The 15,043-nt window shown below is 51.3% G+C and carries 9 protein-coding genes and 1 pseudogene; 3 read left to right on the top strand and 7 right to left on the bottom strand.

What is annotated here, in order from left to right; translation table 11 throughout:
• Positions 1–65 precede the first annotated feature (65 nt).
• The 3 genes and pseudogenes from C5I45_RS04620 to essA form a co-directional block, all read right to left on the bottom strand.
• Positions 66–596: an HD domain-containing protein gene (locus tag C5I45_RS04620; RefSeq protein ID WP_003152022.1), complete on the bottom strand. Its 531-nt coding sequence runs from the start codon at positions 594–596 to the stop codon at positions 66–68.
• A gap of 164 nt (positions 597–760) precedes the next feature.
• Positions 761–1,492, bottom strand: a complete 732-nt coding sequence (locus C5I45_RS04615) for a (S)-benzoin forming benzil reductase (protein WP_015387781.1) — start codon at positions 1,490–1,492, stop codon at positions 761–763.
• A 61-nt stretch (positions 1,493–1,553) separates the two neighbouring features.
• A pseudogene (gene essA, locus C5I45_RS04610) lies at positions 1,554–1,688 on the bottom strand (type VII secretion protein EssA); the annotation flags it as partial.
• A 91-nt stretch (positions 1,689–1,779) separates the two neighbouring features.
• On the opposite strand from essA, the gene C5I45_RS04605 reads away from it, so the two are divergent.
• The 3 genes from C5I45_RS04605 to C5I45_RS04595 all read left to right on the top strand — a co-directional run bounded on the left by C5I45_RS04605 (position 1,780) and on the right by C5I45_RS04595 (position 5,038).
• Positions 1,780–3,009 (top strand): sporulation transcriptional activator AdeR, encoded by a 1,230-nt coding sequence (locus C5I45_RS04605; RefSeq protein WP_003152012.1) that lies wholly within the window; start codon positions 1,780–1,782, stop codon positions 3,007–3,009.
• 103 nt (positions 3,010–3,112) lie between these two features.
• On the top strand, positions 3,113–4,243 hold the full coding sequence (ald, locus tag C5I45_RS04600; protein ID WP_015387777.1) for an alanine dehydrogenase: 1,131 nt from the start codon (positions 3,113–3,115) through the stop codon (positions 4,241–4,243).
• 117 nt (positions 4,244–4,360) lie between these two features.
• Complete coding sequence (locus C5I45_RS04595; RefSeq protein ID WP_015387776.1) at positions 4,361–5,038, top strand: YukJ family protein; 678 nt, start codon at positions 4,361–4,363, stop codon at positions 5,036–5,038.
• Positions 5,039–5,082: 44 nt separating this feature from the next.
• On the opposite strand, the gene C5I45_RS04590 is transcribed toward C5I45_RS04595, so the two are convergent.
• From C5I45_RS04590 to C5I45_RS04575, 4 genes are read right to left on the bottom strand one after another with little or no spacing between them, the layout of a single operon-like run.
• A complete protein-coding gene (locus C5I45_RS04590) occupies positions 5,083–5,298 on the bottom strand; it encodes an MbtH family protein (protein ID WP_003152009.1) in 216 nt (71 codons plus the stop codon).
• An 18-nt stretch (positions 5,299–5,316) separates the two neighbouring features.
• Entirely contained in the window at positions 5,317–12,444 is a 7,128-nt protein-coding gene (locus tag C5I45_RS04585; protein WP_071543370.1) for an amino acid adenylation domain-containing protein, read from the bottom strand.
• Between the two features lie 14 nt (positions 12,445–12,458).
• On the bottom strand, positions 12,459–13,385 hold the full coding sequence (locus C5I45_RS04580; RefSeq protein WP_025853915.1) for an isochorismatase: 927 nt from the start codon (positions 13,383–13,385) through the stop codon (positions 12,459–12,461).
• Between the two features lie 17 nt (positions 13,386–13,402).
• Entirely contained in the window at positions 13,403–15,028 is a 1,626-nt protein-coding gene (locus C5I45_RS04575) for a (2,3-dihydroxybenzoyl)adenylate synthase (protein WP_024085746.1), read from the bottom strand.
• Between the last annotated feature and the right edge of the window lie 15 nt (positions 15,029–15,043).

Raw genomic sequence — 15,043 nt, 5'->3', positions numbered from 1 at the left:
TCAGAGCGGAAAAGGTGTTAGTGAGCATGCGGAGTTATGTAAGCGGAAAAGGCCGCATGAGTGGCCTAGACTGAGCTTCTTATGGGATATTGGGCTCGGTCAATTAACTGATCAAGCTTTTGGATTTGTTTGAGCGCGGCCGTGTGATCCATTTGGCGGTAATGGTGATGTCCGCCGGGTTCTTCATCGAGTTCATCCGCTTGTTTCACGATTTGCTGGAGCGTATTCTTGTCCAGTTCGCCTTCAGGCAGATAGGAATCGGTGTGAAGCAGAATCGCCAGCGCAATGTCCTTCGCCGCTTTCGGTTCTTCACCGAGCCGGATGAGCAGCTTATGCGCCCGTTCCGCGCCTTTAATGGCATGGATATCATTTCTTCTGTACTTTTCATAATCCCATTTGCCGTCTGTGTACCATTCATAATGGCCGACATCATGCAGTAATGCCGCTTTCGCCGCCAGATCCGGGCTGACACCTGCTTTTACGGCAAGACGGTATGCATGAAACGCGCAGGCGATCGCATGGGCGACACCGGAACGCTGTAAATACTTTTGTGCGATTGGATGGGTGAAGACATCCATTAACGTTACATTTCTCATGGAAACCCCTCCTTCATATATTTTTAGAATCCTAACATAAATCGAGAAGAAACTCAATTCATCTGATACATTTCTTATACCCCTTATATGTTGTTTCATTCATCATATGCCGCCGGACCCCTAAGTGATTGTACAAACAAAAAAAGAGCAGCGTGAAAGCTGCTCTACAAAAATTCTTTGATATCGTATATCCGTCCGTTTTCCGGCTCGCCCGCGATCAGTGAGTGAATGACGCCGGCGATGTATTCAGGACTTCTGAGGTTTTTCGTTTCTTTCAGATTGCGGAACCGTTCGATGTCATGGAAATCTTCTTTTGACGAAGAACGGATGACCGACTGCATGTCTGTATCCATCACTCCCGGCGAGAATGATATCATGCGGACCGGCAGCTCTTCATCTTCCTGTTCAAACCCGAATGTTCTCGTAAACATATCAAGCCCCGCTTTTGAGCTGCAATACGCGCTCCAGCCTTTATAAGGATTTTTCGCCGCGCCCGATGTGATGTTGACAATTGTTTTGCTGCCGCTGAACGCTTCGAAGCGCTTTGTGAACATTTGGCTGAGCAAAACGGGCGCCGTCAGGTTAAGGGTGTAATGGCGGTTCAATTCTTCGGCGGAAGCCTCTTTCGCCCGCTTGATCGGTTCCACCATTCCGGCATTGTTGATCAGTGTGACGGCGGAGTACCCCTTCTCCTCTGCTTGATCAAGAATCGCCTTCATCTGCCGCCCGGTATCTGCGAGATCGGTTAAATCAACACTGTATTCTGTCAGCCCCTCGCGCTTTTCCCCGCTTATCGTTCTTGAAAGCGCGGCGACTTCGGCTCCTTCTTGAAGCGCCTGTTCCGTAAGCGCCCGGCCCAAGCCTTTTGACGCGCCTGTTATAAGAAAAAACTGCATGAAACTCCTCCTTTTTTTCTTATTTTACGGGCTGTCTTCCCGCAAACACAAGCGATCCGTTTTACCGCTTTGCCTTTTCCTGCGCCGTGACTTTCGGGATCAGATAGATCATTGCCGCAATCCCGAGGAGGATCAAGACGGCATAAATAGCAGGAAGCAGATAAGAAGTCTTTTTCTCTTCCGTTTCCATATCTGCTATAGAGCGTTACCGGTAAATCATTATCTTTCAGTCTGAAAAGCAAGATGGTAAGATCAAGATATGAAGCTATGAAAAAGTAGGGATACAGATGACCAATCCAAAAGATCCATTTAAGTACAGTTTCGACAGGCTTGAAGATGTTGCCGACCATATCAGTGAAGTTCTTCAATGCCCCATTACAATAGAAGACGTTAATCATAAACTGCTTGCATACAGCACGCACAGCGATTGTACAGATCCGGCCCGGACGTCGACGATTATCGGGCGGAGGGTGCCGGAAAAAGTCATCAACAAACTGTGGAAAGACGGAACCATTCCGGCCCTTTTAAAAACGGACCAGCCGATCAAAGTGAAAGAAATTGACGAGGTGGGCCTAAGCAACCGCGTGGCGATTTCCATCTGGAAAAACAGTCAGGTTCTCGGATTTATTTGGGCGCTTGAGATCAAAAAAAAGCTCAATGACGAAGATCTGAAGACACTTCAGCTGGCAGCCAAAGCGGTGCGGAACAAGCTTTTGCACCTGCAGATCCGCAAAACGAAAATCGAAGAGCGGGGCCAGGAGTTTTTTTGGAAAATGCTGACCGGCCATATTTATCAGGAAGCCGAGATGGCCGAAGGGTTTCATAAGCTCGGAATGGCGCTGCCGTCCGTGTTCAGCGTCATGATCATCCGTTTACATGATGAGCTGACTGAAAAGACGGAACAGCAGCTGCAATATTTGCAGGAAACGACACAGCAGATTCATGTCATGCTGGCGACTGTTGATTCAAATGAATTAATCTTATTAGCCGCGCCGAAAACCGATCAGCCTTTTAAAGATTTAAAGCACTTCGCTCTTCATATTCAAAAACAGCTGAAGGAACGATATAAAATTGAGGATGCGTCGATTGCGATCGGCGGTATTTACGAATCGATTTCTTACGTTTACCGATCCTATCAGGAAGCGCTTTCCGTATTAAAAGCGAAAGAGCGGTTTGTGAGAGAAACCAAACACCTTTTCAGCTTTTCTGAACTCGGCATTTATCAGTACCTTGATGTGTTGGATGAAAAACGCAAGCACAGCGGCTATATGAACTATTCCCTGTCAAAGCTTGAGCAGTATGACAGGGAGCACCAAGCCGATATGGTAAAAACGCTCGAACATTTTATTGATGCCGACAGCAATGTCAACACCGCCGCTAAAGCGCTTAACATCCATGTCAATACATTGAATTACAGGCTGAAAAGAATCAGCCAGATCGCAGAAATCGACTTAAAAAATGTGAATGAGAAGTTTACGATTTACCTGGATATCAAACTTCGCAGCATGGGTTCGTGAAATTTCACAAATCCGTGTTTTTTTATTTTCTGTTTCAAACAAAGAATTTTCGCAAAAATCGCGCTACACTTGAAGCATCACACAAACATTGGGGGAAACAGACATGATTATCGGGGTTCCAAAAGAAATCAAAAACAATGAAAATCGAGTGGCATTAACACCTGGAGGCGTTTCACAGCTTATCGGAAACGGCCATCGGGTTCTTGTGGAATCCGGAGCGGGGCTCGGAAGCGGCTTTACAAATGAAGATTATGTATCAGCAGGGGCGGAAATTCTGGAGGACAGAAAGCTAGTATGGGATGCGGAAATGGTCATGAAGGTAAAAGAACCGCTGGCTGAAGAGTATGCGTATTTCCGTCAAGGTCTGGTCTTGTTCACTTACCTTCATTTAGCCGCAGAGCCGGAATTAGCTAAAGCGCTTACAGAAAAAGGCGTGACAGCTATCGCGTACGAAACGGTAACGGACGGACGTTCCCTTCCGCTGCTTACGCCGATGTCCGAAGTGGCCGGCAGAATGGCCGCGCAGATCGGAGCACAGTTTCTTGAAAAACCAAAAGGCGGAAAAGGAATTTTATTAGCCGGCGTACCGGGTGTATCCCGCGGAAAAGTCACGATCATCGGAGGGGGCGGCGTCGGAACAAATGCCGCGAAAATGGCTGTCGGACTCGGTGCCGATGTGACAATGATCGATTTGAACGCAGACCGCCTGCGTCAGCTTGATGATATTTTCGGGCATCAGATTAAAACATTGATGTCAAACCCTGTAAATATTGCAGATTCCGTCGCGGAAGCGGATCTTCTGATCTGCGCCGTGCTCATCCCGGGAGCCAAAGCGCCGACTCTCGTTACGGAAGAAATGGTTAAACAAATGAAACCGGGTTCCGTCATTGTTGATGTTGCCATCGATCAGGGCGGCATTGTGGAAACCGTTGATCATATTACAACCCACGATAATCCGACTTACGAAAAACATGGCGTCGTTCACTACGCTGTCGCCAATATGCCGGGCGCCGTACCGCGTACGTCTACGCTCGCATTAACGAATGTAACCGTTCCTTACGCGCTTCAAATCGCCAATAAAGGCGCGGCACAAGCCATTGCAGACAGCCCTGCGCTTAAAGCGGGCTTAAATACGGCTAACGGACATGTCACGTATGAAGCGGTAGCCAAAGACTTAGGCTATGACTACGTGCCTGCTGAAAAAGCAATGCAAGGTTCGGCTGCAAAAGCTTAATAGAGATGAAGAGGACAGCCTGATCAGCGGGCTGTCCTTTTTTCTTTCTCACAAAAGGAAAAACGGCCCCCTGTCTCGAATATCAATTCATATCCCGGAAGAAAAAGGAGGATTCATATGGCTGTTCAGCACTATGGTGTATTAAAAGGCACTGTGTTAGATATGAAAAGGGAAACAGATGATGATTCTCCGCATTTTCAAGTCGAGGTGCTAGGCGAGCCTGATACGCGCTATCGCTGTGCGATCAATGTCATGTCAAGTTCAAAAGAATCAGAGGTGCTGTATGCGGCACGCGATCATTTTGACGCAAGCGCGATCACCCTGCTGCCGAACATTCCGTACGGATATACCCCAATTGATGAAACCAGACGTGAGCTGGCGCTGGATTATGTCCGCGGCGGATTGTTTGATCCCCGGAACATGGTGCCCCTTCCGCATGAAGTCACCGGGCCGGATAATGACTTAAATGACTTTATTGAGACGTACATGCAAAAAGCCAAATCAGAAAAAGCCACCGTCTATATTTACGGCTCTAAATTCGGGCCGGAGCCGGGCGCTGATAAGATTTTCGGGTTCAAGCCGACAAACGGCATGCATAATATTCATATGAATCAGGGAAACCCAATTGATACACGCTGGAAGAAGGATAACGGAACGTGGCACGACGGCGGTATTTTAATCCAGTTTGCAGACCAGTGGGCCGCGGTCTTTTTGGCTTTTCTGTCTCAGTCATGGTGCACGGATGAAGAAGGCCACCCTTATACATTTTGTGATCATACACAGCTTAACGGCTGATGTCCGCATAAAAAGCCTGCCGAAATAACGGCAGGCTTTTCTTATTACATTTTAGCAGCTTCGGTCCGCTTCAGGCTTTCCGGCCTCATATCACGCCAGTTTGTTTCAATATATTCGAGACAAACGGGGCGGGTTTCATTCGTCAGGCGGGTTTCCCAGCCGTCCGGCACATCCAGATAGGCCGGCCACAGTGAGTACTGGCCTTCAGCATTGACGAGCACATGGTATGAACCGTCTTCCCGTTCAAATGGATTTGTCATATCATCTCTTTCCTTTCTTTACCGGACTGTACGCCGTCCGTTTAATTTCTCTGCCAGAATCGCGCCGATGTCGGCAAGCGGGCCCGGCTGGCACATATCTTTATGGCGGCAGTCTAAGTCATACCGCTCGATTTTCCCCGTAATATACGGTTTCCAAGTATCCGGCTCGATCGGGTCAAACCACTCCGGAATAATCGTGGATCTGAAGAACAGCACATCTCCGTGGAACGGCTTTGGCTTGTATGTTCCTAACAGCCCGACAGAATTTACGTACGTGTCTTTCAGATTCATCATCACTGACTCGTCCAGGCTGGCTAATGCGCTTCCCTCACGGCGGAGAATGGTCAGCGCGGTGTCAAAATCAAGCGGCTGATCCCCGAGGCTGTCCGGGTCGTACCCTCCCAGGGCAAGCAGCGCAATAACGGCTTCCTCGTCATCAGGCGCATTTTTTATCGGCAGAAAATGATTCGGATACGCGTCAAGCATCACCAAAAGCGAAACCTCTTCGCCCCGGCTCTGTAATTGTGTCGCCATGGCCTGAATGACATTCCCTCCGAGAGACCAGCCGAGCAGACGGTACGGCCCTTTCGGCTGCACGGTGCGGATTTTTTCAATATAATCAGCCGCCATGTCATCTAAGCTTTGCGGAAGCGGTTCTTTTTTTCCGATGCCTCTCGCCTGTAAGCCGTATATCGGATAATCAGCCTCTAAAGAAGACATCAGCCCGGCATAACACCAGCTGAGACCGCCGGCCGGATGGACACAGAACAACGGTGTTTCTTCTCCTGCCGTTCTGAGCGGAAGAAGAACATCAAGCGCGCTTGTGCCCGTTCCTGACTCAAGTCTTTCAGCAAGGCTTGCCACCGTAGGAGCTTCAAATAGTGTTCCGATACTGAGCTCGGCTCCCATCGCTTCCCGAATACGGCTCATTAAATGAACCGCAAGCAAAGAATGGCCGCCTAAATCAAAAAATCTGTCATCAATACCGACACGCGGCAGATGAAGCACCTCTGCGAACAGCTCACACAGCATTTCTTCCTGCGGCGTTCTCGGTCCCCGGCCGGTGACCTCCGTTTGGAAGTCAGGCGCAGGGAGCGCTTTTCGGTCAAGCTTTCCATTCGGTGTCAGCGGCAGTTCATTCATTTGGACAAAAGCTGACGGAATCATGTAATCCGGCAGGCTTTCTTCGGCAAACCGGCGCATGTCCCCCGTGTCCAAGGTGCTGCCGGCAGATCGGACAAGGTAGACAGCCAGCCGTTTATCTCCCGGCCGGTCTTCACGGACGACTGCGGCGGCATCCTCGACATCCGGATGTTTGACGAGAACCGCTTCGATTTCCCCCAATTCAATCCGGAACCCGCGGATTTTAATCTGGTGGTCCGCCCTGCCCATATAATCAAGAGAACCGTCCGTCCGCAGGCGGGCTAAATCCCCCGTCCGGTACATTCTCGTTCCCGGCGGGCCGTACGGATCAGCCACAAAGCGTTCGGCGGTCAGGCTTTGCCGCCCTAAGTAGCCTCGTGCCACGCCCCCTCCGGCAACATACATTTCGCCCGTGATCCCCGGAGGCACAGGCTCCAGCCGGTCATCAAGCACATATACGTTCAGATCAGGAATGCCGCAGCCGATGAGGCTGTTTGCTCTCAGTTCGGCAATGTTTTTGTCTAATTCAAGGTAACTGACGTGCACCGTCGTTTCCGTAATGCCGTACATATTCACGAGCACCGGCTGATTGTCCGCGTGGCGGCTGTACCAATCCTCAAGCCGGCTCAGCTCAAGCGCCTCGCCGCCGAAGATGATATATCTGAGTGCGAGCTGATGCCCCAGCTCTTTGTGTTCTTTTTCCGCATGCATCAGCTGGTAAAACGCTGACGGCGTTTGGTTAAGTACGGTCACTCGCTCTTTCACGAGAAGATGCAGAAACGCTTCCGGGGATCTGCTGATGTCATGCGGCACGACGACGAGACGTCCGCCGTGGAGCAGCGGCCCCCATATTTCCCAGACAGAGAAATCAAAAGCGTAGGAGTGAAACATCGTCCATACATCATCAGAATTAAAGTGGTACCAATGCCGCGTCGACTCAAACAGCCGGATAACATTGCTGTGCGGAATGATGACACCTTTCGGCACGCCTGTTGATCCCGACGTGTAAATGACATAGGCCGGGTGAAGCGGTCTCAGCGGACGAATCCGGTCGGCATTCTCAGGGTTCGTGACGGCATATTGCCGAAGTGTTTCCTTATTCTGCGGATCATCCAGGATGAAGGCCGGCATGCCGTTTTCGCCAGAGAGCTTACTTGCGCCTTCACGGTTGGTGAGCATAAATACAGGCTTGGCATCATGTAACATAAAAGCGATGCGGTCCGCGGGATAATCAGGATCAAGCGGCAAATACGCTGCCCCCGTCTTCAGGACGGCTAACAGCCCGACAATCATATCTAAAGAACGCGGCATTGCCAGTGCGACAAACTGCTCCGGGCCGACGCCGAGGGCAATCATCATGTGCGCGAGCTGATTGGCTCTTTTATTCAGCTCTTGATAAGTGAGTCCGCTCTCTTCAAATACTGCCGCCGTTTCATCCGATTTTGCGGCGGCCTGTATTTCAAACAGTTCAGGCAGTGTCTGCCGAGGCTGAATATGCTGTTTTGCCCGTTTAACCGGCAAAAGCTTCCGGCGCTCTTCATCAGAAAGAATGGTTAAGCTTCCGATCGGTTTATCCGGATGTGATACGGCATCTTCGAGCAGAAGAAGCAGGCGTCCCGCAAGTGCTTCAGCCGTTTCTTTTCTGAATAAGTCTGTACTGAACTCCAGAAGGCCTTCAATACCGGCAGGCGTGCCGTCATCATGGCGCTGTTCAGCCAATTCCAATGTCAAATCAAATTTGGACGATCCGACACTGCTGATTTGCAGGCTTGTTTCCATATCAGGAAGACTGAGTACAGGGTCAGGCGTATTTTGGAATGCGAGCATCACTTGGAACAGCGGATGTCTTGACCGGGAGCGAACCGGATTCAATTCTTCCACGAGACGTTCAAACGGCACGTCCTGATGTTCATATGCTGCGAGATTCATTTCCCTGACCCTTTCAAGAAGCTCACAAAAGCTCGGATCGCCAGAGGTATCGGTTCTCAGTACGAGTGTATTAATGAACATACCCACAAGGTCTCCTAATGCGTCATCACTGCGGCCGGCTATCGGACTGCCGATCGGAATATCGGTTCCCGCCCCGAGCCGGGTCAGCAGTGCGGAAAGCCCTGATTGAAGCACCATAAACAGGCTTACGCGCTGATTTCTGGCAAGTGAGAGAAGACGGGCATGAAGCTCTTGGCCGATGTTGACCGGAATGACGCCGCCCCTGTAGCTTGATTCAGCGGGACGCGGAAAATCAGACGGCAGCTCCAGCTGATCCGGTACATTTTCAAGCGTTTTCTTCCAGAAATCCAGCTGGCGCGCAATTAAGCTCTCAGAATCAGACGCGCTGCCTAAAAGCTGCTGCTGCCAAAGCGCATAATCCGCATATTGAACCGCCAGCGGCGCCCATTCTGCTTTTTCACCTGTTTGCCGGGCGATATAGGCTATGGATAAGTCACGCATGAGCGGATTCAAGGACCAGCCGTCGCCTGCGATGTGATGCAGGAGAACCATCAGCGTATATTCGCCGTCACCAAGATCAAACAGCTCAGCCCGGACGGCCGGCTCTTTAGCGAGATCAAACCGATATCTTGCCGCAGCGGCAAGCATGTCTTGGAGCTCGTTTTTGTCTGCACGTGTCACTGTAAACACAGGGCGGGCTTCTTCAGCAGGTAAAATAAGCTGATGAGATGATCCCTTATTTTCCGGAAAAACGGTGCGCAGGCTTTCATGACGGCTGACAACATCGTAAAAGGCGTGTTTCAGCGCTGATTGGTCAAGCTTGCCTGACATGCGGACAATCACCGGAATGTTGTAAGTCGGGCTCGGCCCTTCAAGACAGTAGAGAAACCAAAGACGCAGCTGCGCAAATGACAGCGGGATGTGCTCCGGCCGGTCAAACGGCTTGAGCTTAGGCCGCGCACTCTTTGCGGTGTCAAGCTGTGCGGCGAGCCCGGCAACGGTCGGCGTATCAAACAGACGGCCGATGCCAAGCTCTGCGCCCATCGTCTCCCGGATCCGGCTCATCAGGCGTCCGGCTAAGAGCGAATGTCCGCCCAATTCAAAGAACCCGTCATCAATTCCGACCCGCGCGAGACCGAGAACCTCGGCAAACAGGTCGCATAATATTTCTTCCTGCGGCGTCCGCGGCCCTCTGTCAGACAGGACAGCTGAAAAATCAGGTGCAGGCAGAGCGCTGCGATCGAGCTTCTTATTCGGCGTCAGCGGCAATTCTTTCAGCTGTACAAACGCGCCCGGCACCATATAATCCGGCAGGCTTTCGCCCATATATTCACGAAGTCCGCCGATATCAAGGGGCTGATCCGCGACAGCATAAGCCGCCAGGCGCTTATCTCCCGGCTGGTCTTCACGGACAATAACAGCGGCCTGCGAAATACCCGGGTATTTCGACAGCACTGACTCAATTTCTCCTAATTCTATCCGGAACCCGCGGATTTTAATTTGGTGATCGGCTCTGCTGATATAATCAAGCGAGCCGTCCTCACGCCAGCGCACGAGATCTCCCGTCCGGTACATCCTCGCGCCCGCGGGCCCGTACGGATCGGCAATAAATCTTTCAGCTGTTAAATCAGGACGGTTATAATAACCTCTGGCAAGCCCCTCGCCCGCTATATAAAGCTCGCCCGCAATTCCCGGCGGGACTGGCTGCAATGCGGCGTCCAGCACGTATACCCGCGTGTTCCAAATCGGCTTTCCGATCGGAGGCGCCCCTGTATGGTCTTTTGCAAGCGGCTGTGCGGCCGACCAGATTGTTGTTTCAGTCGGCCCGTACAGATTCGTCACCGTACAGCCTGATTCAAGCAGAGCATGCATAAGCGCGTTCGGAAGCGCCTCACCTCCGACAAGCACCTGCAGCGCCCGGAGGGAATCAGGTTCATTGGTGACTAATGAATGCCACAATGTCGGCGTTGCCTGCATGATTGAAATACCGTATGAGTGAATCATGTTCGCAAGCGCCCGCGGTTCCTGAATCGTCTCTTTACGTGCGATGACGCACCCTGCCCCGCTGATGAGCGGAAGGAAGAGCTCAAGTCCGGAAATATCAAACGCCGCAGTCGTAACGGCAAGCAGACGGTCTTGTGCGCCGAGCGGGAACATTTCCCGCATGGATAAGAGGAAATTGCTTACGCTTTTTAATGTCACGACTACGCCTTTCGGTTTGCCCGTTGAACCCGACGTATATATGATATAAGCGGGGTGCAAAGGCGAACATTCAGCCTGAGCGGGACAGTCAGCATTTTGAGCGGCAACGGTTTTTACCGTATCCGGGTCATCGAGAATGATCCTTTTTGCATCACTGTCTTCCGGCATGCGGCCGGATAATTCCATCGTTGTAATCAGGCATGCAGGCTGTGCATCTTTGAGCATGTATGTGATCCGCTCAGAAGGAAAATCAGGATCAAGCGGCAGGTATGCGGCTCCCGTTTTCAAAACGGCCAGCATGCTCACGGCCAACTCCTGTGACCGCGGAAGCAGCAAAGCGGCAAATTGTTCCGGTCCGAGCCCCTTTTCCTTTAGCATGCCGGCAAGCTGGTTCGCGCGCTTGTTCAATTCGGCATAGCTGAGCTCTTCGTTTTCGGTGATGATTGCCGGCCAGTCCGGTGTTTTTACGGCCTGTTCGTAAAACAGCTCCGGCAGACTTTTCTGCTTCTCGGCCTTGCGCGTGTCATTCCAGCTTTCCAGTACGCGGAGACGTTCACTTTCAGGCAGAAGGTTGAGTGTGCCGATTTTTTGTGTCTGGTCTTTCACAGCGGATTCCAGCAGAAGCAGGAATCGTTTTTGATGGTTTTCAATATCTTCGGCGCTGTACACTTCCGGATTCGCATCAAAGTCCACACGCATTCCGCTTCCGTCCGCTCTGTCGTAAACGTTAATTGACAAATCATCAACGGGCCCGGCTGATAAGTTATGGACGGTGCCTGGCGCTCCGGCGAAATCAAGCGCGTAGTCAAACGGCATCACATTGACTTGCGGGCCGAACAGCCTGCGGTTTTCTCCGAGCAATTTAAGATCGCGGCGCATGTCTTCATGGCGGTATTTCTGATGGCGCCGGATGTTTCGGATTTCTTTTGCCACTTGGCTGACGGCCTCATGAAAATTCATATCCGGACGGAGAGAAAGCCGCAAAGGCAGAAGATTCATGACCATACTCGGAATATTCAGTGAAATTGAGCCGATCCGTCCCATCATCGGTAAACCGAGCACGATATCCCCTGCGTTTGTCATCCGGTGGACATATACCGCCGCTGCGGCTGTGACGGCTTCATGCCAGTTCGGAATCGCTTTTACATGCTGCAAAGCCGTTTCAGAAAGATAAGCCGTGCTTCTCCGAAAGCTTGTTGACGTTCTCGGCGCTCTTTCTGCCAAACTGACGACATCAGGTTCATCCGCAAATTTCTCCATCCAAAATTCCCGATCTTTCAGGAATTGATCAGACGCGCGGTATTCTTGATCTTCTTTTACCAGTTCCTCCAAAGAGCCGAAGGAGCGCCCGTTATCCGGACGTCCTTCCCGTATTGCGGTGTATATTTGCGCCGTACGCCGTGCCAGCAGTGAAAAACCGTAGCCGTCTATCGCAATGTGGTGAATGCGCTGATACCAGAAAAAGCGTTCCGGTCCCGCCTGAAATAAAATGTCGCGGAACAAAGGCCCGGCCGCCATATCAACGGGCTCAGCCAAATCTGTCTGCATGAGTCTGAGTGCGGCCTGCTTCGGATCAGCTTCTGAACTCACATCTATGACATCGATCGCAGCTTCAAATGGAGGATTGATGATCTGCTTCGGCCCGTCTGCTCCCTCTTCGAAGCGGGCGTGTAATGACACGGCTTCCGTCAGCACACGTTCGAGAGCTGTTTTAAATATGTTCACATCGATCGCGCCGTTTATCTCAACATACTCGCCTGTATTGTAAATCGCATTATCAGGATCAAGCTGCTGCGCAAACCAGATACCGGCCTGTGCGCCTGTCAGAGGCAGCTGTTGTGTATCATGCATTCTATTCTCTCCCTTTATAAATAATCTGCGTTCGGCAAGACTTTTTGAGATCGGGAAGAAAGAAGTCTCCACCACTCTTCAAGCGTCGGGTTCTCCGCCAGTTCAACAAACGTCACTTCAGCTCCGTCACGGCGCCATTGTTCGACAAGGCTCATGATTCTGACGGAATCAAGGCCTCTGTCCAGCAGGTCTTCATGATCCGGAATATCAGACGGTGATTCTTGAAGAATCGCCGCAATTTGTTCCCGCACCCGGTCTTTTGTCAATACGGCGGAAGTCTTCCCTTCTCCTTCAGAAACCGGCGCGCCGCCCAGCAGCTCCAGCACTTCGTTTGTCAAAGCCGTGTAAGCGCAGCGCTGAGACGCATATTCGATGGCCATCTTATGTTTTTCTGAAGAAAAATCAGCAACGGCGTCTCCGATAAAGAAGCTTTGGATATCATCCATAAATGCTTCACAGGCTGTGACGAGACAGCCGATGTGTGCATAAATTCCCGTAATCATGAGCTGGTCTCTGCCGCTTTCACGCATGATGTCAAGGAGATTCGTCCGTTTAAACGCGCTGTATCTCCACTTTGTGAGGACAATGTCCTGATCATCCGGGGCAAGCTCCGGAATGACCTTTTCTTCATAAGGCCCGCTTTTCAGCCCCGGTCCCCAAAAATCCGTCAGCAGCGCGCGGTCCGCCGGGTCTTGGCTGCCCGGCTGCGCGGTGTACACCACCGGAATGCCGAGCGCTTTGCATTGCTCTTTTATTTTCTTGATATTCTGAGCCGCCTCCGTGATCGGAGCCTTCCCTTTCTCAAAAGCATCGACGAAATAATTCTGCATGTCATGGATCAGAAGCACCGCGCGTTTCGGGTTCAGCGTCCACGATACTTTATTTTCAGGCATATCTGACGCTGTCGGCAGCGCATATGCGAGAATAGACGGTATAGCCAATGTAAACACTTCCTTTTTTAAGATTGTTTGATTTCAGAAGGCTTCAATTTTTGGGCGATCGTTTCGCGAAGGTCCTTTTTGCTGACCTTGCCGACGCCGGTTTTCGGGAAAGAAGCGATAAATTCAACCCGGTCGGGAATTTTATATGCCGCCAGCCCGCGCTCCCGTAAAAACGCTTTCAGCTCTCCCGGTTTCGGCGCTTCTCCTTTCGGAATGACGAACACACAGGACCGCTCTCCGAGAAAGTCATCCGGCATTGAAACCATGGCCGCATCATGAACGGCAGGATGAGCCAGAAGGTGATTTTCCACCTCTTCAGCGGCAATCTTTTCGCCGCCCCGATTGATTTGATCTTTCGCACGTCCTTCGACGATGATATAGCCGTCCGCCGTCAGTTTGACGATATCGCCGGTCTGATAAAATCCGTCGGCTGTGAATGATCTTTCATTATGTTCAGGCGCTTTATAATACCCGCGAATCGTGTAAGGGCCGCGTGTAAACAAATGTCCCGCTTCTCCGGGGGCGACATCCCGCCCGTCATCGTCTAAAACCCTTACCTCATCAAAAGGTGACATCGGTCTGCCTTGCGTATTGACAATGATCTCTTCAGGATCATCCAGTCTCGTATAATTCACCAATCCTTCCGCCATTCCGAAAACCTGCTGAAGGGTGCATCCGAAAGCGCTCTTTACGCGGCGGGCCGCCTCAGCACTGAATTTGGCCCCTCCCACCTGCAGCACTTGAAGGCTTGATAAATCATCACTTCGCGAACCGGATGCGTCCATCCACACCATCGCAAGCGGCGGAACGAGCGCTGTAATCGTGACACGTTCTTTTTCAATTAACGGGAAGCAGTCATCCGGACTCGGCGTCGGTGACAGAACAACCCGGCCTCCGGCATATAAAGTTCCCAGCACACCCGGCGAGCTGAGCGGATAATTATGCGCTGTCGGCAGAGCGGCCAAATAAACGCTGTGATGATCCAAGCCGCATATTTCCGCGCTGAGGCGCAAGCTGTATATGTAATCGTCGTGTGTTCGCGGAATCAGCTTGGACAGCCCCGTACTGCCTCCTGAAAGCTGTAAAAAAGCGACTTCCGCCGGGCTTACCTCTTCCAGCTGAACAGGCTCTCTATGCAGGCTGCTCAGTTCCTGAAACTCTTCAGCTTCGCCGGCCACAATGACATGCGCCAAATCCGGAAGTTTGTCTTTCACCTGTCTGGCAAGCGCCCTGTAATCAAAACCTGAATGCATATCAGGAATGATGTATGCTTTCGCCTCTGCAAACTCGCAGAAATACGTAATCTCACTGCTTCTATGAGAAGGCAGCGCGAAAACGGGCAGTGCTCCGAGTCGGAACAGCGCGAAAATCACTTCAAAAAACTCAGCGATATTCGGCAGCTGAACGACAACGCGGTCTTCCTTTTGAATTCCGAGCTTATGCAGCCCCGCCGCTAAACGATCGGCCCTTTCATCTAATTCTTTGTAGGTCCAATGTACATCTTTACACGTCACGGCAGTTTGATTTCCGTATAAAGCCGCGCGCTCTTTCAGCATTCCTCCGAACGTCTCACCCTTCCAGCAGCCGTCTTTTCGGTATTTGTCAGCCCATTCTTCCGGCCATGGCGTAAATCCAGTCAGCACGATCCGTTCCCTCCT

Origin of the sequence: Bacillus sp. ZY-1-1 (genome assembly GCF_003047165.1) — a bacterium.
GTDB lineage: Bacteria > Bacillota > Bacilli > Bacillales > Bacillaceae > Bacillus > Bacillus velezensis.
The sequence above is the reverse complement of the archived record's forward strand: the minus strand, read 5'-3'. Positions and strand labels throughout refer to the sequence as shown.